19 protein-coding genes are annotated in these 24,427 nt (G+C 74.1%); 9 read left to right on the top strand and 10 right to left on the bottom strand.

What is annotated here, in order from left to right:
- The gene (locus F1721_RS12580) at window positions 1-933 is read left to right on the top strand and encodes an EamA family transporter (protein ID WP_150066804.1); all 933 of its coding nucleotides are present in this window, start codon (window positions 1-3) and stop codon (window positions 931-933) included.
- 224 nt (window positions 934-1,157) lie between these two features.
- Here F1721_RS12580 and F1721_RS12575 read toward each other — a convergent pair whose 3' ends face one another.
- The 9 genes from F1721_RS12575 to F1721_RS12535 all read right to left on the bottom strand — a co-directional run bounded on the left by F1721_RS12575 (window position 1,158) and on the right by F1721_RS12535 (window position 15,564).
- Complete coding sequence (locus F1721_RS12575; protein ID WP_150066803.1) at window positions 1,158-5,471, bottom strand: cation-translocating P-type ATPase; 4,314 nt, start codon at window positions 5,469-5,471, stop codon at window positions 1,158-1,160.
- Window positions 5,472-5,487: 16 nt separating this feature from the next.
- Window positions 5,488-5,835 carry a hypothetical protein gene (locus F1721_RS35055; protein WP_150066802.1) on the bottom strand — a complete coding sequence of 116 codons (348 nt, stop codon included), beginning with the start codon at window positions 5,833-5,835 and terminating at the stop codon, window positions 5,488-5,490.
- 105 nt (window positions 5,836-5,940) lie between these two features.
- Window positions 5,941-6,621, bottom strand: a complete 681-nt coding sequence (locus F1721_RS12565) for a sirohydrochlorin chelatase (protein ID WP_150066801.1) — start codon at window positions 6,619-6,621, stop codon at window positions 5,941-5,943.
- Window positions 6,606-7,742: a uroporphyrinogen-III synthase gene (locus tag F1721_RS12560; protein WP_150066800.1), complete on the bottom strand. Its 1,137-nt coding sequence runs from the start codon at window positions 7,740-7,742 to the stop codon at window positions 6,606-6,608. The genes F1721_RS12565 and F1721_RS12560 overlap by 16 nt, the downstream gene beginning before the upstream one ends.
- Complete coding sequence (nirD, locus tag F1721_RS12555; protein WP_150066799.1) at window positions 7,739-8,065, bottom strand: nitrite reductase small subunit NirD; 327 nt, start codon at window positions 8,063-8,065, stop codon at window positions 7,739-7,741. The genes F1721_RS12560 and nirD overlap by 4 nt, the downstream gene beginning before the upstream one ends.
- On the bottom strand, window positions 8,062-10,575 hold the full coding sequence (gene nirB, locus F1721_RS12550; protein WP_150066798.1) for a nitrite reductase large subunit NirB: 2,514 nt from the start codon (window positions 10,573-10,575) through the stop codon (window positions 8,062-8,064). The genes nirD and nirB overlap by 4 nt, the downstream gene beginning before the upstream one ends.
- A 144-nt stretch (window positions 10,576-10,719) precedes the next feature.
- Complete coding sequence (locus tag F1721_RS12545) at window positions 10,720-12,105, bottom strand: FAD-dependent oxidoreductase (RefSeq protein ID WP_150066797.1); 1,386 nt, start codon at window positions 12,103-12,105, stop codon at window positions 10,720-10,722.
- Entirely contained in the window at window positions 12,102-14,177 is a 2,076-nt protein-coding gene (locus tag F1721_RS12540; protein ID WP_150066796.1) for a molybdopterin oxidoreductase family protein, read from the bottom strand. Before F1721_RS12540 ends, F1721_RS12545 begins: the two co-directional genes overlap by 4 nt.
- Complete coding sequence (locus F1721_RS12535; RefSeq protein WP_150066795.1) at window positions 14,170-15,564, bottom strand: nitrate/nitrite transporter; 1,395 nt, start codon at window positions 15,562-15,564, stop codon at window positions 14,170-14,172. The genes F1721_RS12540 and F1721_RS12535 overlap by 8 nt, the downstream gene beginning before the upstream one ends.
- A 186-nt stretch (window positions 15,565-15,750) precedes the next feature.
- Between F1721_RS12535 and F1721_RS12530 the strand changes: the two genes are divergently transcribed.
- On the top strand, window positions 15,751-16,557 hold the full coding sequence (locus F1721_RS12530) for an SIR2 family NAD-dependent protein deacylase (RefSeq protein ID WP_211840467.1): 807 nt from the start codon (window positions 15,751-15,753) through the stop codon (window positions 16,555-16,557).
- A gap of 216 nt (window positions 16,558-16,773) precedes the next feature.
- Window positions 16,774-18,078, top strand: a complete 1,305-nt coding sequence (locus tag F1721_RS12525) for an NlpC/P60 family protein (RefSeq protein WP_150066794.1) — start codon at window positions 16,774-16,776, stop codon at window positions 18,076-18,078.
- A 60-nt stretch (window positions 18,079-18,138) separates the two neighbouring features.
- Here F1721_RS12525 and F1721_RS12520 read toward each other — a convergent pair whose 3' ends face one another.
- Complete coding sequence (locus tag F1721_RS12520; RefSeq protein ID WP_150066793.1) at window positions 18,139-18,885, bottom strand: SAM-dependent methyltransferase; 747 nt, start codon at window positions 18,883-18,885, stop codon at window positions 18,139-18,141.
- 196 nt (window positions 18,886-19,081) lie between these two features.
- Here F1721_RS12520 and mobA point away from each other — a divergent pair, with 196 nt between their 5' ends.
- From mobA to F1721_RS12490, 6 genes are all read left to right on the top strand, one after another.
- Window positions 19,082-19,654, top strand: coding sequence for a molybdenum cofactor guanylyltransferase (gene mobA / locus F1721_RS12515; RefSeq protein WP_246154741.1), 573 nt, complete (start codon window positions 19,082-19,084; stop codon window positions 19,652-19,654).
- 224 nt (window positions 19,655-19,878) lie between these two features.
- Window positions 19,879-21,006 carry an AAA family ATPase gene (locus tag F1721_RS12510; protein ID WP_150066791.1) on the top strand — a complete coding sequence of 376 codons (1,128 nt, stop codon included), beginning with the start codon at window positions 19,879-19,881 and terminating at the stop codon, window positions 21,004-21,006.
- An 83-nt stretch (window positions 21,007-21,089) separates the two neighbouring features.
- The gene (locus F1721_RS12505; RefSeq protein ID WP_246154796.1) at window positions 21,090-21,971 is read left to right on the top strand and encodes a DUF58 domain-containing protein; all 882 of its coding nucleotides are present in this window, start codon (window positions 21,090-21,092) and stop codon (window positions 21,969-21,971) included.
- A 2-nt stretch (window positions 21,972-21,973) separates the two neighbouring features.
- On the top strand, window positions 21,974-22,954 hold the full coding sequence (locus F1721_RS12500) for a VWA domain-containing protein (RefSeq protein ID WP_211840465.1): 981 nt from the start codon (window positions 21,974-21,976) through the stop codon (window positions 22,952-22,954).
- Between the two features lie 116 nt (window positions 22,955-23,070).
- Window positions 23,071-23,658 (top strand): class I SAM-dependent methyltransferase, encoded by a 588-nt coding sequence (locus F1721_RS12495; protein WP_150066788.1) that lies wholly within the window; start codon window positions 23,071-23,073, stop codon window positions 23,656-23,658.
- A gap of 29 nt (window positions 23,659-23,687) precedes the next feature.
- The gene (locus F1721_RS12490; RefSeq protein WP_150066787.1) at window positions 23,688-24,413 is read left to right on the top strand and encodes an MgtC/SapB family protein; all 726 of its coding nucleotides are present in this window, start codon (window positions 23,688-23,690) and stop codon (window positions 24,411-24,413) included.
- Window positions 24,414-24,427: the final 14 nt, after the last annotated feature.

Raw genomic sequence — 24,427 nt, 5'->3', positions numbered from 1 at the left:
GTGCGCAACCTGACCAGCAGTGCCAAGTCCGCCGGGGTGGCGGTCGCGATCGCGTCCGCGTTCTGCTTCGGCGGCTCGGGGCCGTTCGCCAAACCGCTGATCACCGCGGGCTTCAGCCCGCTGCAGGTGGCGTGGCTGCGGTTGGCCGGTGGCGCGCTGCTGATGCTGCCGTTCGCGCTCCGGCACGCCGCCGCGGTGCGGCGGGTGCCCAAGCTGCTCCTCGGGTACGGGCTGTTCGCCATCGCCGGGGTGCAGGTCTTCTACTTCGCGGCGATCGCCAGCGTGCCGGTCGGGGTGGCGCTGCTGATCGAGTTCCTGGGGCCGGTGCTGGTGCTGGGCTGGATCCGGTTCGTGCGCCGACGCCCGGTGAGCCGCTCGGCGGCGGTCGGGGTGGCGATCGCGATGGTCGGGCTGGCGTGCGTGGTGGAGCTGTGGTCCGGGCTGAGCTTCGACCCGGTCGGCCTGCTGCTGGCGCTGGGCGCCGCGGGTTGCCAGGCGGCCTACTTCCTGCTCTCCGACAGCGGACCCGAGGTCGACCCGTTCGCCCTCGCCGGGTTCGGGCTGCTGCTCGGCGCGGTGGTGGTCACCCTGATCGCGCGGCCGTGGGAGCTGGACTGGGCGCTGCTGCTCGGCGACGTGGAGCTGGCCGGGCAGCAGTTCCCGGCGCTGCTGGCGGTGGCCTGGATCGTCGTGCTCAGCACGGTGCTGGCCTACCTGACCGGCATCGTCGCGGTCCGCCGGTTGTCGCCGCAGGTGGCCGGGGCGGTCGCGTTCCTGGAGCCGGTGGTGGCCACCGTGCTGGCCTGGGCGCTGCTGGCGGAGGCGCTGGGGCCGATCCAGCTGCTCGGCGGTGCGCTGATCCTCGCCGGTGCCTACGTCGCCCAGCGGTCGGCACCGGCGAAGACGCAGGCCTCGGAGCTGGCCGGGGTGTGAGCCCCGGGCGCTAGGCCGCGCGGAGGGCCTTGCGGACGACGTGGACGACCAGGGTCTCCACCAGGGCGACGGCGACGGCGGTCAGGACGGTGGTCAGGAACTGGGGCATCGGGGTCTGCTCTCTCCGCGTTGCTGCGACGGTACGGCCCGACTGTGCGCCGACCGGGTTAGACGGGATCCAGCCGCAGGTGTCGGCGAGGTGAACCGGACCGGAACAGTGCAGGTCAGGCGGTGTTGCGCGGCCACTTCTGCCACACCAGCACCGCCAGTGCCGCGGCGATCGAGGTGCCCGCCGCGATGGCCCAGTGGTGCGGCAGCAGGGGAGTGCTGCCGAAGAAGCGGCTGACCCCGGGCAGCTGCACGAGCCCGACGAGCAGCACCAGCGAGCCCGCTCCGGCGGCCAGGACCAGCGGGGTGCGGCCCCGCACCGCCAGGGTCTGCGCCAGCTGCGCGGAGACCAGCGCGACCAGACCGGTGGTGCGCGCTTGCGCGGCGGTGGACAGCGGCCGGGCGAGCAGCCAGGCGAGCCCGGCCGCACCGGCGGTGGCCGCGGCGCGGAGGTAGACGTCCTGCGCCAGCGCCGAGCCCAGCGAGGACTCCGGGCCTTCCGCGAGCAGCCGCTCCGGGGTGGCGTGCGGCGGCGGCCGCACCGCGATCGCGATGGCGGGCATGATGTCGGTGAGCAGGTTGACCACCAGCAGCTGGCGGGCGTTGAGCCCGGCCGCGGGGCTGATCAGCCCGGTGCCCAGCGCGTAGCCGATCTCGCCGAGGTTGCCGCCCAGCAGGATCGACAGCGCGTCGCGCACCGACGTCCACATGCCGCGGCCCTCGACGATGCCGTCGGTCAGCGTCTCGATGCGGTCCTCGGCGACGACGAGGTCGGCGGCCTCGCGCGCGGCCGGGGTGGCCCGGGAACCGAACGCGATGCCCACCTGCGCCAGGTTGATCGCCGGGACGTCGTTGGCGCCGTCGCCGGTCATCGCCACCACCCGGCCACCGGCCCGCATCCGGCGCACGATGCGGGCCTTCTGCGCCGGGCTGACCCGGGCGAACACCGAGATCTTGGGCAGCTCGCCGGTCAGCTGCTCGTCGTCGAGCCGGTCCAGCTCGGCGCCGGTGAGCACCCGCTTGTCGCCGAGCATGCCGAGCTCGGCGGCGATGGCCGCGGCGGTGCTGGGGTGATCGCCGGTGATCATGATCACGTCGACCCCGGAGCGGCTCAGCTGCGCCACCGCTTCGGCGGCGGCCGGGTGCACCGGGTCGGCCAGCCCCAGCAGACCGACCAGCTCCAGGTCGTCCACATCGGACTCGGTGAGCTCGAACGAGCCGGGCACCGCGCGCTCGGCGACCGCCAGCAGCCGGTAGCCGCCCATCGCCAGCCGCTCGACCTCGGTGTCGACGTCGGCCCGCGCCTCGGCGTCGAACACCGCGCTGCCACCACCGGGGCGCCGCCAGCGGACGCACCGGTCGAGCACCACCTCCGGGGCTCCCTTGACCGACAGCAGGCCGTCGGTGTGCACCGCGTGGAACCCCCGCGACGGCTCGAAGGGCAGCTCCGCCAGCACCTCCCCGTCCGCGACGACCCCGGCGGCGCGCGCCCCGTCGAGCACCGCCCGGTCGGTCAGGTGGGGCAGCGGGTGCTCGTCGTCCTGCCGGGGCGTGGCCCGCACCCCGGCCGCCACGACCTCCCGGTGCGCCGCGTCGAGGTCCGAAGTGGACTGGCCGGTGCGGCCGTCGGAGACCTGCCCGAGCGCGATCCGGCCCTGGGTGAGGGTGCCGGTCTTGTCGAAGCACAGCGCGTCGACCCGGCCCAGAGCTTCGATGGTCGCCGGGCTGCGCACCAGCACCCCGCGCTTGGAGAGGCGGCGCGCGGCGGCCAGCTCGGCGAGCGTCGCGACGAACGGCAGGCCTTCCGGGACCGCGGCCACCGCCAGCCCCACCGAGCGCGCGACGGTCCGGCCCAGCGGCACGCCGCGCAGCAGGTCGGCGACGAGCAGGATGCCGCCCGCGCCCACCGAGAGCGGCAGGACCTGCTTGGTCAGCTGGCCCAGCCGGGCTTCGACGCCGTTGCCGGTCTCCGGCGCCCTGGTCTGCGCGGTGCGGCCGAGCTCGGTGTGCGCGCCGACCGCGACGACCACGGCGGTGCCGGACCCGCTGGCGATCGCCGTGCCCTGGTAGAGCATGCAGGTGCGGTCGGCGACCTCGGGCGCGGTGGTGGCCGCGGTGTCCTTGACGACCAGCTGCGACTCGCCGGTGAGGCCGGACTCGTCGACCTCCAGGCCGTCCACCGCCAGCAGTCGGCAGTCGGCGGGCACCCCGTCGCCGGCGCGCAGCTCGACCACGTCGCCGGGCACGAGCTGGTCGGCGGGCACCACCTGGACGGCGCCGTCCCGCTTGCGGCGCGCGGGCACCTGTCCGGCGTCGAGCAGCCGGGTGAGCTCCCGGTCGGTGGCGACCCGCTGGATCCCGTCGACCAGCGCGCTGGCCAGCAGCACCCCGACGATCAGCGCCGCGTCGACCACCGACCCCAGGCCCGCGGAGATCACCGCCCCGGCGCCCAGCACCGGGGTGATCGGGGTGATCAGCCCCTCCGCGGTGGCCCCGGCCACGCTCACCGGGACGCGGCCGCGGGCGCGGTGCTGGCGCCGGGTGGCCGCGACGGACTCGCCGAGCCCGTGCTCCGAGCTGGACAACGTGGACAGTGCGACGGCCGGAGGCATCGCGTGCCAAGGAGTTCTCTCCTGCGGGACCGGGGGAGCGCGGTTCGCCGCGCACATCCCGGCCCAGGTTCCGGTGACGAAAGCCGACAAGGTCGCCGCGTGCACCGGCATCGAGGCGCGCGCCGGAGCGCCGATCGCCGGGCCGAAAGCGGCGAACAACGCCCCCAGGCAGGAACCGGCCACCGACAGCAGGACCGCGTGGCGGCTCGCGGTGCGTGCGTTCTCCGCCGCTGCCAGCACCAGGTGGACGACGTCGGCCCGCGGGCACAGGACGTCCGCACCCCACGGCGTCCTGTCCGCAGTGGACAGTCCGATGCCGACGTCGGCCGCCGCCAGCGCGGCGTTCGCGCGGGCCGAGACCACCGCCACGACCGCGCCGTCGGCCTGCAACCGGCGCACCGAGTCGGCCAGCCGGGTACCACCGGCCACGGTCCGGTCCAGCGGGAGCCGCCGGTCCAACCGGCTGCCGACCCCGGCCACCACCGCCGCGCCGTTCTCCCGGGCCGCTGCCACCAGCGCCTCGGCCAGCGGATCGAGCTCCTCCACGACGCCCACCACGGCAACGGCTTCGCCACGGTGGCGCAGCACCACCGCCGTGCCGCGCGCGGACGCTTCCGCAGCGGCGCCGCGAACGGCGTCCGGGAGGTGCTCGGCGGCCCGAACAGGTCCGGTCGACCAGTCTCCGAGGACCTGCTCGGCGCTCGGGTCCTGCGGGTCGACGAGTCGGCTGGCGCGGGCGAACAGCTCCGCGGCATCGGCCGCCGGGTCCAGCGGGACGACGTTCTCCAAGGTGCGGCGGCCGGTGAGCAGCACGCGCGAGTCGAACACGACGGTGTCGACCCGGTCGAGGCGGCGCAGCGCATCGGGCTCCAGGACGAGTCCGCCGCGCGTCGAGATCGCGGTGGTGAGGTGGGTGGCGAAGGCTTCCCGCCCGGCCTTGGCCGGACGGGGCACCCCGGCGAGCAGCATGGCCAGCGCGCGCTGCGGGTTGCGCGAGGCGGCGAGCACGGTGCCGTAGCCCGCCAGCGCGGCGCCGCCGGAGACCGCGGCGACCCGCTCGACGGGGCCGTCCGGGACCGGCCGCGGGCGCGGCTCGACCACCACCGGCTCGCACCGGTGCACCGCGGACTGCTCCCACTCCGACCAGGCCTGCTGCCGGGCGATCGTCTCGCGCGAGGCGCAGAACCGACCGCACACGTCGGTGAGCACGCCGAGCGGTCGCCGGGACAGCCCGTGCGAAACCGCACCGCCCAGCGCCAGCGTGGTGTCGACCGGGGCGCGGCCGAGCTTGCGCTCGAGGCCGTTGCGCATCCACGGCACGGAATCCACCAGCGACACCACCGCAGGGACCAGCGGCGACATCGTCCGGACCGGCAGCAGCGCGCCGACGGCCGAATACCCGAGCCCGACCAGGCCGACGACCAGGGCGCCGACGTCGCGGAGCACGGCCTCGGAGTTGGCCGGGTGGGCGGTGTTGCGCGGTGACGCACCGTCCAAGCCGTGCTCGCGCTCGACCTCGGCGATCACGCGCGACAGCACCGCGACGTCCACGACCTCCGGATCGTGCTCGACGACCACGCGCCCGAGGACCGCGTTGACCTCGGCGCTGCGCACCCCTTCGGCGGCGAGGATCCGGGCTTCGACGTCGCGCGCGGCCGCCTCGGTGCCCGGCCGGTGCACGCCGAGCATCTCCAGGTGGCTGCGCCGCCGACCGATCCACACCCGCCGCCCGGCGGGGGCGGCGGTCTTGGTGCGGGCTGCGTGCAGCACCGGTGCGGCGACCTCGGCGGCTTTCGCGAGCAGCCAACCCAGCGGCATCGGCGGTCCTTCGCGGTCAGGCCTCGCTGATCTCCCGGTGCACGCTGCGCTGCACGAGCGCGTTGCCGATGCCGATCGCGGCCGCGACCGGCCACTCGATGACGCTGAACGCCGCCGCGGCGGTCAACCCGCCGTAGAAGAGCATCTGGTCCCGGGAGGGCAGCTGGCCGCGCACCGTCTCGACGGCGGAGGCCAAGTCCTTGCCGCTGGGCAGTCCCGGCACCTTCGGCAGCTGGATCTTGGTGGTGTGCAGCTCGGCCGTCACGTAGGGCACCGGGATCGCCGGGCCGGTCTGCCGGCGCTGCTTGCTCGCCGGTTGTCGACGGGTGCGGTGCGTCGTGCTGGAACTCGTCGTGGTGGACATCTGGCCAACCCCCTCGTCGGCAGCTGCAACCGGTCCGGGCGGTCCGACATCGCCGCCTGGATCCCGTGGGAGTACCCAGTTCGGCCCGCGGGACCACCTCCGATTTCAGGCCGCGGGCACCGCGCGCCGGGCCAGCCGGTAGCGGCGCGCGATCAGCTCCACCACGGCGGGGTGGGCGCCGATCGGCTCGGCGACCCCGGCCACCGGCAGCTCCGCGAGCCGCTGGTGGAACAGCCCCGGGGCCAGCAGGTACGGGGCGATGAAGTCGCCGGGCCCGCAGACCTCGGCGGTGGCCGGGGCGGCGGTGGTGACGTAGCTCGGGGTCAGCCACTGCCCGCAGCGGCGGCCCAGCAGCTGCGCCGCCGTGCGCACGTCGGCCAGCGCGCGCTCGTCGGAGGACCCGGCGGCGGCGAAGGCGATCCGCGCGCCGGGCCGCCACCCGGCTGCGAGCAACCGCTCCCGCATCACCTCGGCGATCTCCGGGGCGGGCCCCAGCGCCGCGCCGATCGCCACGTCCGCCCGCCCGCTGGCGGCGATCTGCTCGGGCAGGTCGGTGCGCACGTGGTACCCGGCGGCCAGGAACGCGGGCAGCGCGACCACGGGCCCGTCGATGCCCTCCAGCGCCTCGGCCGCGGTCGGCCCGATGACGTCGACGTAGCCCACGTGCACCGGGACCTGGAGGTGCTCGGCCGCGGCGGCGGCCAGGCGTTCGACCACCCGGGGTCCGGCCGGGTCCCGGGTGCCGTGGGCGACCAGCAGCAGCGGCGGGTTCACGGTCGTGCGCATCGCGGAGCGTCCCCCATCGGTTCCAGCGGCAACCGGTAGCCGCGCTTGATCACGGTCTGCACCAGGTCGGGCGAGCCCAGCGCCGCCCGCAGCCGGGCCACCGCCTGCTCCACGGCGTGCTCGTCGGCCGAGCCCCCGGCGCGGCGCAGCGCCTCGGCGAGCTCCCGCCGCGACACCACCCGCCCCGGCCGCTCGGCCAGCACCCCCAGCAGCGTCCGGCCCTGCGGGGAGAGCGGCCGGACCTCCCCGTCCACCACGGCGGCGTGCCCGCGCACCTGCAGCTGCCGACCGCCCACCGGCAACGTCGGAGTCCGGCCGGGCAGCGCATCGCACAGCGACCCCACCAGCGCGCCCAGGCGGAACCGCCGGGGGATCACCGCGGGCACGCCGTGGTCGGCCAGCGGCGCGTGCGCCACCGGACCGACGCAGGCGACCAGCACCGGGCCGCGCAGCGCTGCGAGCAGGTCGTCCCGGCACCGCCGCTCGGCGGCCAGCGCCAGCAGGCTGGCGGCGGCGGGCGCGCTGGTGAAGGTCACCGCGTCGACCTCCAGCGCGCACACCGACCGCAGCAGGTTCTCCAGGGCGCCGATGTCGGCGGGCGCGGTCCAGCGGTAGACCGGGACCTCGACCACCTCCGCCCCGGCGCAGCGCAGCGCGTCCACGAAGTCCGGCAGCGGCTGCCCGTGCAGCTGCACCGCGATCCGCACCCCGGCCAGGTCCTGGTCGAGCAGGTGCGCCAGCAGTTCCGCCGAGGACTCCGAGGGCGGCGACCACGGGTCGGGCAGCCCGGCGGCGTGCACCGCGCCGCGCGCCTTCGGGCCGCGCGCCAGCAGCTGCGCCGGGCGCAGCGCGTCGAGCAGCTCCGCGCCGATGCCCCACCCGTCGGCCGCCTCCACCCAGCCGCGGAAGCCGATGCCGGTGGTGGCCACCACCACGTCGGGCGGCGCTTCCAGGCAGCTGCGGCTGACCCGCCGCAGCTCCGCGTCGTCGGCCAGCGGGAGGATCCGCAGCGCCGGGCCGTGCAGGACCCGCGCGCCTCGGCTGGCCAGCAGCGATCCGAGCTCGTCGGCCCGCCGCGCCGCGGTCACCGCGACGGTGTACCCAGCGAGTTCGTCGGTCAAGGAAGCGCGACCTCCACCACGTCGCCCGCGCCGCGGCGGACCCGGTAGACCGGCAGCCGCGCCGCCGGGTCGTCCAGGCACTGCCCGGTGCGCAGCGAGAAGACCTGCTTGAGCATCGGGGAGGCGACCGTGGGCTCGCCGCCGCGGTCGCCGACGATGCCGCGGCTGATCACCCCGGCCCCGCAGAACGGGTCGACGTTGCCGACCGCGAACAACTCGTCGTCGCCGGTGCGGAACACCGCCACCGGCCGGTCGTGCACCAGCGCGGGCACCCCGCACTCGGGCGGCAGCAGGTCGAGTTCGCAGATCCGTTGCCAGGTCACCTGGACACCTCCTGGGTTGCGACGGCGGGCATCGGCAGCGCCACCGGGCCGGGTCGGATCTGACCGCGCTCGTGCACGAAGCGGATGGTCGGGTCCGGCGCCTCCGGGGCGTTGACGAAGGAGACGAAGCGGGCCAGCTTGGCCGGATCGGCCAGCACCCCGGCCCACTCGTCGGAGTAGTTGTCCACGTGGCGCTGCATCGCCGCCTCCAGCTCCTCGGCGATGCCCAGCGAGTCCTCGACGACGACCTCGCGCAGGTGCTCCAGCCCGCCGTCCAGCGACTCCAGCCAGGCCGAGGTGCGCTGCAGCCGGTCGGCGGTGCGCACGTAGAACATCAGGAACCGGTCGATCAGCCGGATCAGCCGCTCGTCGTCGAGGTCGGCGGCCAGCAGCTCGGCGTGCCGCGGGGTGAACCCGCCGTTGCCGCCGACGTAGAGGTTCCAGCCCTTGTCGGTGGCGATCACGCCGAAGTCCTTGCCGCGCGCCTCGGCGCACTCGCGGGCGCACCCGGACACCCCGGCCTTGATCTTGTGCGGCGCCCGCAGCCCCCGGTAGCGCAGCTCCAGCCGGATGGCCATGCTCACCGAGTCCTGCACGCCGTAGCGGCACCAGTCGTTGCCGACGCAGGACTTCACCGTGCGCAGCGCCTTGCCGTAGGCGTGCCCGGACTCGAACCCGGCGTCGACCAGCCGCCGCCAGATCAGCGGCAGCTGCTCCACCCGCGCGCCGAACAGGTCGATGCGCTGCCCGCCGGTGATCTTGGTGTAGAGCCCGAACTCCTTGGCCACCTCGCCCAGCACGATCAGCTTGTCCGGGGTGATCTCCCCGCCGGGCACCCGGGGCACCACCGAGTAGGTGCCGTTGCGCTGCATGTTGGCCAGGAACCGGTCGTTGGTGTCCTGCAGCCCGGCCTGCTCGCCGTCGAGGATGTGCCCGTGGCCGAGGCTGGCCAGGATGGAGGCGACGGCGGGCTTGCAGATGTCGCACCCGCGCCCGCTGCCGTGCCTGCCGATCAGCTCGGAGAACGAACCGATCCCGGTGGCCCGGACGATCTCGAACAGCTCGCTGCGCGACTGCGGGAAGTGCTCGCACAGCGCCTTGGAGGTCGCGACCCCGCACTCGCCGAGCAGGTTCTTCAGCATCGGCACGCACGAACCGCAGCTGGTCCCGGCCTTCGTGCAGGCCTTGATGCCGGGCACGTCGGTGAGCCCCTGCTCGCCGATGGCGGTGGTGATGTCCTGCTTGCTCACGTTGTTGCAGGAGCACACCGTGGCGTCTGCGGGCAGAGCACCGGCGTCCACACCGGACCCGGCGGGCAGCAGCAGCTGCTCGGGTGGCGCGGGCAGCTCGCGGTCCACCAGCGGACGCAGCACCGAGTACGCGCTGGCGTCGCCGACCAGCACGCCGCCGAGCAGCACCCGCGCGTCGTCGCTGAGCACCAGCTTGGCGTAGGTGCCCGCCGCGTTGTTGGCGTAGACGACCTCCAGCGCGCCCTCGGTCTGGCCGTGCGCATCGCCGAAGCTCGCGACGTCGACGCCGAGCAGCTTGAGCTTGGTGGACAGGTCCGCGCCGGGGAAGGCGCCGCCGCCCTGCTCCAGCAGCTGCTCGGCGACGCCTTCGGCCATGCTGTAGCCGGGCGCGACCAGCCCGTAGCAGCGGCCCTGCACCGCGGCGCACTCGCCGATGGCCCAGATGTTCTCGTCGCTGGTGCGGCAGAACTCGTCGACCAGGATCCCGCCGCGCTCGGCGCGTTCCAGCCCGGCGACCTCGGCCAGCTCGTCGCGCGGCCGGACCCCGGCGGAGAACACCACCAGCTCGGTGTCGATCACGGTGCCGTCGGCGAGCGCGACCCCGCGGACCCGGCCGTCGCCCTCGATGGCCTTGGTGGCCGCACCGCAGTGCACGGTCAGCCCGAGGTCGCCGACCAGCCGACCGAGGACCTGCCCGCCGCCCTCGTCCACCTGCAGCGGCATCAACCGCGGCGCCATCTCCACGACGTGCGCGCGCATCCCCAGCAGCCGCAAGGCGTTCGCCGCCTCCAGGCCGAGCAGGCCACCGCCGATGACCACGCCGGGAGCGCCCTCGGCGGCTGCGGCGCGGATGGCGTCGAGGTCCTCGATGGTGCGGTAGACGAAGCAGCCGTCCAGGTCGTGTCCGGGCACCGGCGGCACGAACGGCCGCGATCCGGTGGCCAGCACCAGCGCGTCGTAGCCCAGCACGTCACCGTCCGATGTGGACACCGTGCGGGCGGTCCGGTCGACGCCGGTCACCGCGGTGCCCAGCCGCAGCTCGACCAGCGGGTCGTCCAGCAGCTCGTGGCTGGTCAGGCTCAGGTCCTCGGCGCTCTTGCCGTCCAGGTAGGACGACAGCGCCACCCGGTCGTAGGCGGGCCGGGGCTCCTCGCCGAGCACGACGATCCGCCAGGCACCGGCGGTGTCGCGGTCGCGGAGCGTCTCGACCAGGCGGTGACCGACCATCCCGTGGCCGACGACGATGAGCGTGCGGGTCATGCCGCGCCCCTTTCCCGCCTCTCCGCGATTTTCAGCGGTGGTTGCGTTCGGGAGTGGTCTCGCGTTGTGCGGTTTCTTGTGGCTGGGTTGCATCACGGTCCCCTGAGGTGCGGTTGAGCAGGACTCCGGTTGGCACGAGGCGTGTCAAGCGACGCCCTTCTCCTGGCGTTCAGTGCGTTTGGCTAGGGATGTGCAGAGGCGTGCGACGTCGTCGACGCAGCCGCCGCAGCCGGTGGTCGCCCGCGTGGCACGGGCCAGCTCCGGCACCGAGCGGGCACCGCCCTGCCAGGCGGTGGTCAGGGACTTCTTGGTGACGTTGTTGCAGCGGCAGAGCACCGCTTCGTCGGGCAGCTCCACGGGCGCGCCGGGCACCGCGGCCGGGGTGCCCAGCAGCAGCGCGAGGCGGTCGGCGGGCACCGCCAGGTCGCGGTCGTGCAGCTGGGTGACTGAGGCGATCGCCTCGGGGAAGCCGAACAGCACCGCGCCGGTGATCCGCTCGTCGTGCAGCGCCAACTTGGCGTAGCGGCCCCGGGCGGGATCGGACAGCGTGACGATCTCGGCCCCACCGCTGTCCAGCGCGCCGACCGAGCCGATCGAGACCAGGTCGATGCCGCGCGCCTTGAGCCGGGTGACCGCGCGGGTGCCGGAGTACCGGGAGTCGCCGCCGCTGAGCAGGGCGGCGAGGACCTCGGCCTGCTCCCACGCCGAGGCGATCAGGCCGGGGGTGCTGCCGTCGTGCTCGGCGCAGTCGCCGATGGCGTGGACGTGCGGGTCGTTGGTGCGCAACCGGTCGTCCACCACGACCCCGCGCCGCACTGCCAGCCCGGCCCGCACCGCCAGCGCGGTTTCCGGCACCACCCCGGTGCAGGCGATCACCAGCCGGGCCGGGACCACCTCGCTGCTGTCCAGGATCAACCGGCCCGGCCGGTAGGCGACGGCGTTGCGCCCCAAGCGGAGTTCGACGCCGAGCTTGCCGAGCCGGTCGGCCAGCAGCCGGGAGCCCGCCGGGTCCAGCTGGCGTTCCATCAGGTGCGGTTGCGGGTGCACCAGCGCCACCTCGTGCCCGCGCGCCAGCAGCGCCCGCGCCGCCTCGACGCCGAGCACCCCGCCGCCCAGCACGGCCAGCGGCCCGGAGACGCCCTCGATCCGCTCGCAGTCGGCCAGGGTGCGCAGCGGCTGGAGGCGGTCACCCCGCAGCCCGGTGATCTCGGGAAGCCGCGCGCGGGACCCGGTGGCCAGGACCAGGACGTCGTAGGGGTGCTGCTCGCCGGTGTCGGTGCGCACGATCCGCCGGTCGCGGTCGATGCTCGTCGCGGTGACCCGCAGCCGGACCTCGGCGTCCACCTCGGGCAGTCGCACGGACTCGGCGGACAGCGAGCGCTCCAGCACCGAGCCCAGCAGCACCCGGTTGTACGCGGGGTGCTGCTCGGCGCCGAGCACCGTGATCGGTCCGGTGTGGCCGTGCGCCCGCAGCCGCTCCACCAACCGGTGCGCGGCCGGGCCGTTGCCGACGATGACGATCCGCTTCACCGCGCCGCCACCTCCCGGGCCGGTTCGAGGCGGACCGCGCTGACCTTGAACTCCGGCATCCGGCTGCGCGGGTCGAGCGCGTCGCCGGTGAGCAGGTTCGCCCGTCCCGCACCGGGGAAGTGGAACGGCAGGAACACCGTGTCGGTGCGCATGGTGGCCACCACCCTCACCCGCGCGAGCGCGCTGCCGCGCGGGGAGGTCACCCGCGCCAGCGCGCCGTCGGCGAGACCGGCGCGGTCGGCGGTGTCCGGGTGGATTTCCACGAACGCCTCCGGCGCCGCCTCGTTGAGCTCGTCCACCCGCCGGGTCTGCGCCCCGGACTGGTACTGCGCGAGCACCCGGCCGGTGGTGGCGGTCAGCGGGAACGTCCTCTGTGGACCTTCGGCGGGATCGCGGTGCTCGACGGCGGCGAAGCGGGCGAGCCCGTCGGGGTGCGCGAAGGAGTCCAGGAACAGCCGGGGCGTGCCGGGGTGCCCGTCGTCCGGGCACGGCCAGTGCAGGGCCTCCCCGGCGTCGAGCCGTTCGTAGCTGATCCCGGCGTAGTCGGCTTTGCCACCGGCCGAGGCGCGGCGCAGCTCCTCGAAGACCTCCCGCGGTCGGGTGGGGTAGCGGTGGCCCGGTTCGCCCAGCCGCACCGCCAGCCCGTGCAGGACCTCCAGATCGCTGCGCGCGTGACCGGGCGGCACCTGGAGCCGGTGGCGCCGCAGGACGCGGCCTTCGAGGTTGGTCATGGTGCCCTCCTCCTCGGCCCACTGCGTGACCGGCAGCACCACGTCGGCCAGCTGCGCGGTCTCCGACGGCACGAAGTCGGCCACCACCAGCAGGTCCAATGCGGACAGCCGCTGCGCCACGTGCGCGGCGTTGGGTGCCGAGACCACCGGGTTGGAGCCGAAGACCAGCAGCGCACGGGGCCCGTCCGCGGTGCCCAGGGCGTCCAGCAGCTCGTAGGCGCTGCGCCCCGGACCCGGCAGGACCTCGGGAGCAACGCCCCAGACCCCGGCCACGTGCTCCCGCGCGGCCGGGTCGTCGATCATCCGGTAGCCGGGCAGCTGGTCGGCCTTCTGGCCGTGCTCGCGACCGCCCTGCCCGTTGCCCTGCCCGGTCAGGCAGCCGTAACCGCGACCGGGACGCCCCGGCAGGCCGAGCGCGAGGGCCAGGTTGATGAACCCCGCGACGGTGTCGACGCCCTTGCTGTGCTGCTCCGCGCCGCGACCGGTGAGCACGTACGCGCTCCCGGCCTCGGCGAGCATCCGCACCGCCTGCCGCTGCGCGGTCACCGGAACGCCGGTGGTGCGTTCGACGCGCTCCGGCCACCAGCTCATCGCCCGCTGCCAGGCCGCTTCGAACCCGGTGGTGCGGGTGCGCACGTAGTCCTGGTCCACCCAGCCGTCCACCACCGCGATGTGCAGCAGGCCCAGCACCAGCGCCAGGTCGGTGCCCGGGGCGGGCTGCAGGTGCAGCGCGGCCCGCTCGGCGGTGGCGGTGCGGCGGGGGTCGATCACCACCAGCTGCGCGGACCGCAGGTGCTGCATCAGCGGCGGCATGGTCTCGGCGGGGTTGGCCCCGGCCAGCAGGACCACGTCGGCGCCGCCGAGGTCGGTGACCGGGAACGGCAGCCCGCGGTCCACCCCGAACGCGGCGTTGCCCGCCGCCGCGGCCGAGGACATGCAGAACCGGCCGTTGTAGTCGATCTGGCTGGTGCCCAGCGCGAGCCGCGCGAACTTGCCCAGCAGGTAGGCCTTCTCGTTGGTCAGCCCGCCACCGCCGAACACCCCGACGGAGTCCGCCCCGTGCTCGGCGCGGAGCCGCCGCACGCCCTCGGCGACGACACCGAGCGCGGTGTCCCAGTCGACCGGGGTGAGCTCTCCGTCCCGGCGCACCAGCGGGTTCCGCAGCCGGTCCGCCACGTCCAGCAGGGCCGGTGCGGTCCAGCCCTTCTGGCACAACCCGCCCCGGTTGACCGGGAAGTCCGTCGGCCGCACCGACACCCCGCGCCGCTCGCGGGTCAGCCGGGTGCCGCACTGCAGGGCGCAGTAGGGGCAGTGCGTGGCAACGGTTCGCAACTCAGGCACGAGTGGCCTCCGCCTTCGACGGCGCCGACGCGGGCTGCGGAACCGGAGTGCTCTTGAGCGCCCCTCGCAGGTAAACCGCCCAGGTGACCAGCACGCAGAGCACGTAGTAGCCGAGGAACACCATCAACGCCGCGTCGCCGCTGGCCGCCTCGCTGCCGTAGGAGGCGCGGAACGCCATGTTGATGCCCACGCCGCCGAGCGCGCCGACCGCTCCGGCGATGCCGATGACCGCGCCGGACAACCGGCGGGCCCTGGCGAAGGCGGCCACCGCCTCGCCGCCGTCGGTCACCTCGTCCTCGGCCTCCTTGGCGAAGATCGCCGGGATCATCTTGTAGGTCGAGCCGTTGCCGATCCCGGTCAGCACGAACAGCACGATGAACGCCGCGACGTAGCCCGCGAACGATCCCCGGGACGAGGCCAGCAGCAGCGCCGCGGTCCCCGCGGTCATGCCGACGAACGCCCACAGCGTCACCCGGCCGCCGCCCAGCCGGTCGGACATCCAGCCGCCGACCGGGCGGGAGACCGAACCCAGCAGCGGCCCCAGGAACGTCCAGCTGGCCGCCTGCAGCGGGGTGAAGTCGAACTCGGTCTGCAGCACCAGCCCGAAGGCGAAGCTGTAGCCGATGAACGAGCCGAACGTGCCGATGTAGAGCAGCGAGATCCACCAGGTGTGCTTGTTCGCGGCCGCCTCGCGCAGCGCGCCGGGCCGCGCCCGCACCGCGTCCACGTTGTCCATGAACAGCGCCGCGCACACGGCGGCCACCACGATCAGCGGCAGGTAGATCGCGGCCACGTAGGCCGGGCTGGTGCTGCCCGCGGCGGCGATCACCAGCAGGCCCACGACCTGCACCGCCGCCACGCCGAGGTTGCCGCCGCCGGCGTTGAGCCCCAGCGCCCAGCCCTGGTGGCGCTGCGGGAAGAAGATCGTGATGTTGGTCATCGACGAGGAGAAGTTCCCGCCGCCGACCCCGGCGGTGGCGCCGATGAGCAGGAAGACCCACAGCGGGGTGCCCGGCTGCTGCACGAAGTAGCAGGCCAGCGCGGCGGGCACCAGCAGCACCGCGGAGCTGAAGATCGTCCAGTTGCGGCCGCCGAAGCGGGTCACCGCCGCGGCGTAGGGCAGCCGCAGCACCGCGCCCACCAGGTTCGGGGTGACCACCAGCAGGAACTTCTCGGCGGCGGTGAAGGGCAGGCCGATCTCCGGCGACATGAACAGGACCAGCACCGACCAGATGCTCCAGACGGAGAAGCCGATGTGCTCCGAGACGATCGAGAAGATCAGGTTGCGCCGCGCCACGCGCCTGCCGGTGGACTCCCAGAACTGCTCGTCCTCGGGGTTCCAGCCCTCGATCCAGCGGCCGCTGCGGGCAGGTGCTCTCGCGGTCAACTCGGCTCCTTCCGTCGGTTGGACCGAACGTAGGAACCCGGTGTTTCACCCGGGCTCGCCCGGCGTTACCGGAGTGCAAACCGGCCTTCACAAGGCCAGGTCCGGGCGGTGTGAGCGGGCAGACGGTGGGCGAGGGCACAGCGGGCCCGGGGTTCGTGGGACCGTGTAGGCGTGGTGCGACGAGGCATGGGCGACCGGCAGCGGGCCCGAGAGCTGTTCGGCGGAGCGCGCCGGATCACGGCCCTGACCGGGGCCGGGGTGTCCACGGCGTCCGGCATCCCCGACTTCCGCGGCCCCAACGGGGTGTGGACCAGGAACCCGGCGGCCCAGCGCCTCAGCGACATCGACAGCTACGTCGCCGACCCGCAGGTGCGCGAGCAGGCGTGGCGCAGCCGCGCCGAGCACCCGGCCTGGACCGCCGAGCCCAACGCCGCGCACCGCGCGTTCGTCGACCTGGACCGCTCCGGGCGGCTCCGGGCGCTGTTGACGCAGAACATCGACGAGCTGCACCAGCGCGCCGGTCTGGACCGCGACCAGGTGGTGGAGCTGCACGGCACGATCTTCCAGGTGGTGTGCCTGGACTGCGGTGCGGTCGGCCCGATGAGCGCGGCCCTGGAGCGGGTCGCCGCCGGGGAGGCCGACCCGCCCTGCCGGTCCTGCGGCGGCATCCTGAAGTCGGCCACCATCTCCTTCGGCCAGTCCCTGGACCCCGATGTGATCCGGGCCGCGCAGTGCGCCGCGCTCGACTGCGACCTGTTCCTCGCGGCGGGCACCTCGCTGACGGTCCACCCGGCGGCGGGGCTCGCCGAACTGGCCGTCAAGGCCGGTGCCGAGCTGGTCATCTGCAACGCCGAGCCGACGCCCTACGACGAGCTGGCCGCCGCGGTCCTGCGCGAACCCCTGGTCGAGGTGCTGCCCGAGCTGGTCGCCGCCCCGCTCACCGAGCCGACCCGGCCGCTGCGCACCTGGGGCGACCCGAGCACCTGGTCCTGAGCCGCCGTCACCCGCGCTGATCGCTCTTCGATCTCACCCACCGGACGATCATGTAACTCGTGTGGTTGATGTTACGCATGTCGTGATCGGGTCCAGTGGTGCGATAGGGACGAAAGTGGCAAGATCCGAGGCCGTCGTGTGACTCCATTCAGTCCAACGTATGACCGCTGAATGGGCGCAACAGCGGAGGTGACGGTCGTGCCGGGAAGTCGAAGCATGCGGAGAACCGCCGCCATCGCGCTGCTCGTCGCCATCGGGCTGGCGACACCGGGGGTGGGTGCCGCCGTGCCGCCACCGCCGCCGAACCCCAGCGATGCCGAGCTCCAGGCCGGTCGCGAGAAGTCGCAGCAGGTGGCCGGGCGGGTCGGCGAGCTGGCGAACCGGCTGGCCGAGGCGGAGGCCAAGCTGATCGACCTGCAGGCGCAGGTCGAGGTCAAGATGGAGGACGCGAACAAGGCGCGCGTCGACCTGGACCGGGCGGAGAGCGCCTACGACGACGCCCGACGGGCCGCGGAGGCGGCCGGTGTCGAGGCCGACGTCGCCGGTCGGCGCATCGAGGAGCACCGCGAGCGGCTGGACCGGTTCGTCGCGGGCAGCTACCGGCAGGGCAGCCAGATCGGCTCGGCGACCGCGTTCGTCGGCTCCCGGAACCCGCAGGAGGTGCTCGACCGGGCGCTGTTCCTGGACGTGATCAGCAGGTCCGAGCTCGACGTCCTGGACGACCTGGAACGCGCCCGCGTGGAGAAGGTCAACAAGGACTCGCTGGCGCGGGCCGCGCTCGAGGAGGCCGAGGCCAAGCGGCGGGCCGCCGACGAAGCGCGCCGCGCGGCCGAGCAGGCCGAGCAGGCGGCGGTGGCCGCCCAGAACACCCAGGCCGATCAGGCCCGGCGGTTGGAGGCCGACAAGTCCGACGTGGAGGCGCAGCTGGCCGAGGCGCGCTCGCACGTGTCCGGCCTGGAGGAGCAGCGCGGCCAGTACCAGGACTGGCTGGCGGCCAAGGAGCGCGAGGAGGCCGCAGCGGCTGCGGCGGCCGCGGCGCAGGCCGCGACCCAGTCGGAGGGCTCCCGCGTCCCGGCCAAGCCCGCCGCCCCGGCCAGCGGCCGGTCGGTCGAGGTGGTGATCAACCGGGCGCTGTCCCAGCTGGGCGTGCAGTACGCCTGGGGCGGCGGCAACTCGCGCGGGCCGACCCGGGGCATCCGCGACGGGGGAGTGGCCGACTCCTACGGCGACTACGCCAAGATCGGCTTCGACTGCTCGGGCCTGATGATCTACGCGTTCGCCGGTGCGGGCATCTCGCTCGACCACTACAGCGGCTACCAGTACCAGTCCGGGCGCCGGGTGCCGCTGTCGCAGATGCGCCGCGGCGACATGCTGTTCTGGCAGACCGGCGGCCGGATCCACCACGTCGCGCTCTACCTGGGCAACGGCAAGATGGTGGAGGCCCCGTACTCGGGCTCCCGGGTCCGCGTGACCTCGGTCCGCTACGGCGGCATCGCCCCGTACGCGGTCCGCATGCTCTGACCCCGGCGGAGGGCCGACCGCGCTGGTCGGCCCTCCGGCTGTGCTCAGGTCCGGAAACGGTCAGCGGTCCAGCAGGGCGAACACGCCCCAGCCGAGGTGCTCCCGCTGGTACCTGGCGTGCCGCGCGGGAGCGGTGGTGAGCTCGGCGCGCATCTCCGGGGCCAGCTCGTCGTCCGGGTTCGCGTCGAGCCACCGCCGGATGTTCAACCACTGGGCGGCGATGTACCGGTCCCAGCCCTGCTGGTCGGCCAGCACCATCTCCACGACGTCGCAGCCGAGCTGCCCGAACTCCTCCAGGAGCTCCGGCAACGTCCGGTACTCGTCGACGCTGGTGGCGTAGCAACCCGCCACCGTCTCCTGGTCCGGCGGCAGGATGCGCCAGTAGGGGTGGCCGACCAGCAGCAGACCGCCGGGGTGGACGCTGCGCCGGAGCAGCTCGACGGTGCCGGGCACCCCGCCGCCGATCCAGGTGGCGCCGATGCACGCGGCGACGTCGACGGGTTCGTCGGTGACGTACCCGGAGGCGTCGTCGTGCACGAAGGCGACCTGGTCGGCCACGCCGAGCTCCGCAGCGCGCTCGTGGGCCTTGGCGAGGAAGACCGTGCTGAGGTCCACGCCGGTGCCGGTGACCTGGTGCTCCCGCGCCCAGGTGCACAGCATCTCGCCCGATCCGCAGGCCAGGTCGAGGATCCGGGTGCCCGGGGTCAGGTGCAGCGCCCGGCCCAGGACCGCCAGCTGGTCATCGGTGAGCGGGTTGTGGATGCGGTGGCTGCTCTCGCGAATGGTGAAGCCGCGTGGGATGTCCACTTCTGATTCCTTCACGTCCGGAGTGGTGGTGGTTCGGTGCGGGCAGGTCGTCGCCTGCGTGCCGGACCCTCATCGAATGCACCTCTTCGGTCGTGCGGACGTGTGGTCGGCGACGTTAGCCGCCCCGGAGCGGAACCGGCCACCGAATTTCCGGCCCGGGTGGTGCGGCGCTGCGGGCGGCTGGAAGCATCGCGGTGTGGCGGAGTTCGCGGCGGTGGTGCTGGCTGGCGGTCGGGCGCGTCGCCTGGGCGGGGTGGACAAGGTCCTCCTGCCGGTCGGCGGCCGAACCCTGCTGGACCGCACCCTGGACGCGGTCGCGGCCGCCGATCCGCTGGTCGTGGTCGGACCGCCGCGCACCACGGCCCGGCCGGTGCGGTGGACGGCGGAGGACCCGCCGGACGGCGGTCCGCTCGCGGGCCTCAAGGCAGGACTCGCGCTGCTCCCGGCGGAAACCCGCGCTGTCGCGGTGCTCGCCGGAGACCACCCGCACCTGACCCCGGACACGATCACCCGGCTGCTGGCCGCACTGCGCGCAACCCCGGAAGCCGCTGGGGCAGTGCTCACCGACTCCGACGACCGTCCGCAATGGCTGGTGGGGGTGTGGCGCTCGGCCGCGCTGCGGGAGGCCATGCCCGCCGAAGTCCGCAACCGCCCGCTCCGCGCGGTCCTGGCTCCGCTCGCCCCGCTGCACGTCCCGGCGATCGAGTCCGAAGCATCCGATGTGGACACCCCGGAAGACCTCCGCGAGGCTCGCGCCGCGAACGGGTGAGCGATCCCTGCGACCGGGCCGGGACATCTCTCGTTCGGTCAATGTGATCGATGAGTTCAGTGCCAAGTGAAATTAATCCACCCGGTCGGTGGCTTTACCGGGGTCATACCGGCTGTGGGGTTGGGTGGGGTCGGCGCAGTGCCCCCGCGCGGTCGTGCGGCGGGGACGTGCCAGGATCTTGATCGGCCGGGAACGGCCGGATCGACGACAGGAGGCTGGGAGAATTGACCGAGGCCGGCAACGGTGAGAGCGGGGGCGCCGGAGCCGCGGCGGCGCGTCCGGCGGACCAGGTGAGCACCCCGGCGCGCGATGCGCAGCTGCTGGAGCGCACCGTGTTCGAGGTCAAGCGGGTGATCGTCGGCCAGGACCGGCTCGTGGAGCGGGTGCTGACCGGGCTGCTGGCCAAGGGGCACATCCTGCTGGAGGGCGTGCCCGGCGTGGCCAAGACCCTCGCGGTCGAGACCTTCGCGCGCGTCGTCGGCGGCAGCTTCTCCCGCCTGCAGTTCACCCCGGACCTGGTGCCCGCGGACATCCTCGGCACCCGCATCTACCGGCAGGGCAGCGAGCGCTTCGACGTCGAGCTCGGCCCGGTGCTGGCCAACTTCGTGCTGGCCGACGAGATCAACCGCGCCCCGGCCAAGGTCCAGTCGGCGCTGCTGGAGGTGATGGCCGAGCGGCACGTCTCCATCGGCGGCCAGAGCTTCCCGATGCCCGCCCCGTTCCTGGTGCTGGCCACCCAGAACCCGATCGAGAACGAGGGCGTCTACCCGCTGCCGGAGGCGCAGCGCGACCGCTTCCTGTTCAAGCTCCCGGTCGAGTACCCCTCCGCCGAGGAGGAGCGGGAGATCATCTACCGGATGGGCGTCGCGCCCCCCGAACCGAACCCGGTGCTCAACCCGGACGAGCTGATCCGGCTGCAGAAGGTGGCCGCCTCGGTGTTCGTGCACCACGCGCTGGTCGACTACGTGGTGCGCCTGGTGGTGGCCACCCGGCTGCCCAACGAGCACGGGCTCTCCGACATCGCGGGCTGGGTGTCCTACGGCGCCTCGCCGCGCGCGAGCCTGGGCATCATCGCCGCCGCGCGGGCCCTGGCGCTGGTGCGCGGCCGCGACTACGTGCTGCCGCAGGACGTGGTGGACGTGGTGCCGGACGTGCTGCGGCACCGGTTGGTGCTGTCCTACGACGCGCTGGCCGACGGCATCCCGGTGGAGCACATCGTCAACCGGGTTCTGCAGACCGTGCCGCTGCCGCAGGTCTCGGCCCGCCCGCAGTCCGGCCCGCCCGCGCCCGCTCCGGTCGGCGGCCCCGGCGGCTACGGCCAGCCGCAGCACGCGCCCAACCCGCACCAGTGAGGAGCCAGGGCGTGTCGGCAACCGCTCAACCCGCGGGCGGGGACCGCCCGAGCTGGGCGCCCCCGGCCCTGGACACCGGGCGGATGGAAGCGGCGCTGAAGTCGCTGGAGCTGAGCGTGCGGGGCCGGTTGGACGGCCTGCTGCAGGGCAACCACCTGGGGCTGGTGCCCGGTCCGGGCACCGAGCCGGGGGAGGCGCGGGTCTACCAGCCCGGCGACGACGTCCGGCGGATGGACTGGGCGGTCACCGCCCGCACCGCCGAGCCGCACATCCGGCAGACGGTCGCCGACCGGGAGCTGGAGACCTGGGTCGCGATGGACCTCTCGCCGAGCCTGGACTTCGGTTCGGCGGCCTGCGACAAGCGGGAGCTGGCCGTCGCGGCGCTGGCCGCGGTGGTGTTCCTGACCAGCGGCGGGGGCAACCGGATCGGCGCGGTGCTGGACAACGGCACCGGTCCGGTGCGGCTCCCGGCGCGCGGCGGCGCGGCGCACGCGCGGGCGCTGCTGCGCAAGGTCGCCGGGAGCCCCCGGGCCGAGGAGGGCACGCGCGGTGACCTCACCCGGCTGCTGGAGTCGCTGCGCCGCCCGCCGCGGCGCCGCGGGCTCGCCGTGGTGATCTCGGACTTCCTGGGCCCGACGGACTGGCAGCGCGCGCTGCGCGGCTTGGGTGCCCGGCACTCGCTGCTGGCCGTGGAGGTGCTGGACCCGCGCGACCTGGAGCTGCCCGACGTGGGCACGGTGCTGCTGTCGGACCCGGAGACCGGCAAGCAGCGGGAGGTGCACACCACCCCGGTGCTGCGCAAGGAGTTCGCCGCGGCCGCCGCGGCGCACCGCGAGGAGGTCGCGGGGGTGCTGCGCCGCGCGGGCTGCGCGCACCTGGTGTTGCGGACGGATTCGGACTGGATCGCCGACGTCGTGCGGTTCGTGGTGGCCCGCAAGCGCGGTTGGTCCGGAGGAGCTGCTTGATGTTGAGTCTGTCGGGATTCGCCACGCCGTGGTGGTTCCTGCTGCTGTTCGTGGTCGCGGCGCTGGTCGTCGGCTACCTGTGGGCGATGCGGCGCCGCCGCCGGGACACGATGCGGTTCAGCAACCTGGAGGTGCTGGACAGGGTCGCCGCCCGGCGGCAGGGCTGGTGGAAGCACGTTCCGCCGGCGCTGCTGGGCGTGGCGCTGATCATGCTCACCGTGGCGCTGATGGGCCCCACCGCGGAGCAGCGCATCCCGCGCAACCGGGCCACGGTGATGCTGACCATCGACGTGTCGCTGTCGATGAAGGCCACCGACGTCGAGCCGAGTCGGCTGGAGGCGGCGAAGGTCGCCGCCAAGGAGTTCGCGGACAACCTCACCCCGGGCATCAACCTCGGGCTGGTGTCGTTCGCGGGCACCGCGACCGTGCTGGTGATGCCCACGACCGACCGGGCGGGCGTCAAGCAGGCCATCGACAGCCTGAAGCTGGCCGAGGCCACCGCCACCGGCGACGGGATCAACGCCTCGATGCAGGCGATCGACTCCTTCGGCAAGATGGTCGGCGGCCCGGCCGGGGCGCCGCCCGCGCGGATCGTGCTGATGGCCGACGGCGGTCAGACGATCCCGCGCGACATGGACGCCCCGCGCGGCGCCTACACCAAGGCGAAGGAGGCGCGGCAGGCCGGTATCCCGATCTCCACCATCTCCTTCGGCACCAGGCACGGCAGCATCGAGATCCAGGGCCAGCAGGAGCTGGTCGAGGTCGACGACGAGGCCATGCAGGAGATCGCCAAGCTCTCCGGCGGCGAGTTCCACAAGGCGGCCAGCGCCGAGCAGCTCCGCGAGGTCTACGCCACGCTGGGCGAGCAGATCGGCTACGAGACCAAGCACACCGACGCCAGCAAGCCGTGGCTGGTGCTGGGCACGCTCACCGCGATCGTCGCTTCCGGGGTCTCGATGTTCACCGGGCGGCGGCTGCCGTGAGGAACTGTTGGCGTCGAGTTGCGCCGGTGGTCACCTAGCCGCACCCCGGACGCCGACCGGCCCCGCGATGCTCGACCGGGCACGCGGGGTTCGGGAGGCGATCAGGAGTGGCGCAGGTGAGCACGGCAGCGGGTTTTCTGTGGGAGTTCGTCAAGTCGCCGACCACGACCGCTGCGGTCGGGCCGAGCTCGCGCGCGCTCGCCGAGCAGATGGTGGCGCCGATCCCGCACCGCGGTGACCCGGTGGTGGTCGAGCTCGGGCCGGGGACCGGCGCGTTCACCGAGGTGATCCAGCGCCGCCTCGGCGGGCGCGGGCACCACCTGGCGCTGGAGCTCAACTCGCGGTGGGCGGCGCAGCTGGGGGAGCGGTTCCCCGGCGTGGAGTCGGTGTGCGCCGACGCCCGGCAGCTCCCGGCGCTGCTGCGGGAGCGCGGGCTGCGGGCCGATGTCGTGGTGAGCGGACTGCCCTGGGTGGCGCACGCGGCGGTCGACGGGGTGCCGCTGGTCCGGCTGGTCGCGGAGTCGCTGGCACCGGGCGGGGCGTTCACGCAGTTCGCCTACACCTGGACGCGGTGGGCGCCTCCGGCGCGCCGCCAGCTGGCGGACCTGCGCGCGGAGTTCGAGGAGACGGTGATCAGCCGGACGGTGTGGCGCAACCTGCCGCCCGCGGTGGTCTACCTGGCGCGGCGACCTCGGCGATCGTGACCTGATCCCGGCGGTGCTACGTTCCAGGGGTGTCGTCGGATGCGGTGGTGACCGGGCTCGGTGAGGTTCCGCTGCTGGTCGAGCTGGGGACGGCGCTGCTGTTCTCCAGCCTGATCGGGTTGGAGCGGGAGGTTCGCGCCAAGAGCGCCGGGATGCGCACGCACGCCCTGGTGGGGGTCGGTGCGGCGCTGTTCATGCTGGTGTCGAAGTACGGCTTCGGCGATCTGCTGGTGTTCGACCGGGTGTCGTTCGACCCGTCGCGGGTGGCCGCGCAGATCGTCTCCGGCATCGGCTTCATCGGCGGTGGGCTGATCTTCGTGCGCCGCGACGCGGTGCGCGGGCTGACCACGGCGGCCACCGTGTGGGTGGTGGCCGCGGTCGGGATGGCCTGCGGCAGCGGTCTGGTGGTGCTGGCGGCGGCGACCACGGCGGTGCACTTCCTGGTGGTGCTGGGCTATCCGTGGTTGTTGCGCACGCTGCGCAGGTCGCTGCGGGAGCCGCAGGTGATGCGCATCGGCTACCTCGACGGCTACGGGGTGCTGCGCAGCGTCATGACCCTGTGCACCAGTCGCGGCTGGACGGTGATGGACCTCGAGGTGGAGCGCGAGGACACCGACGACGAGCAGCAGCGCACCGCGGTGGTTGCTCTGCGGCTGCGGGGAAAGGCACCGGTTTCGACGCTGGTCGAGGAGATCAGCGCGTTGCCGGGCGTGCTGCACGCCGCCGTGGGTGAAGCCGTCGAACCGGGCTTCTGAGAACCCGGAACAGG

This window comes from Saccharopolyspora hirsuta (genome assembly GCF_008630535.1).
Classification (GTDB): Bacteria; Actinomycetota; Actinomycetes; order Mycobacteriales; family Pseudonocardiaceae; genus Saccharopolyspora; species Saccharopolyspora hirsuta.
The sequence above is the reverse complement of the archived record's forward strand: the minus strand, read 5'-3'. Positions and strand labels throughout refer to the sequence as shown.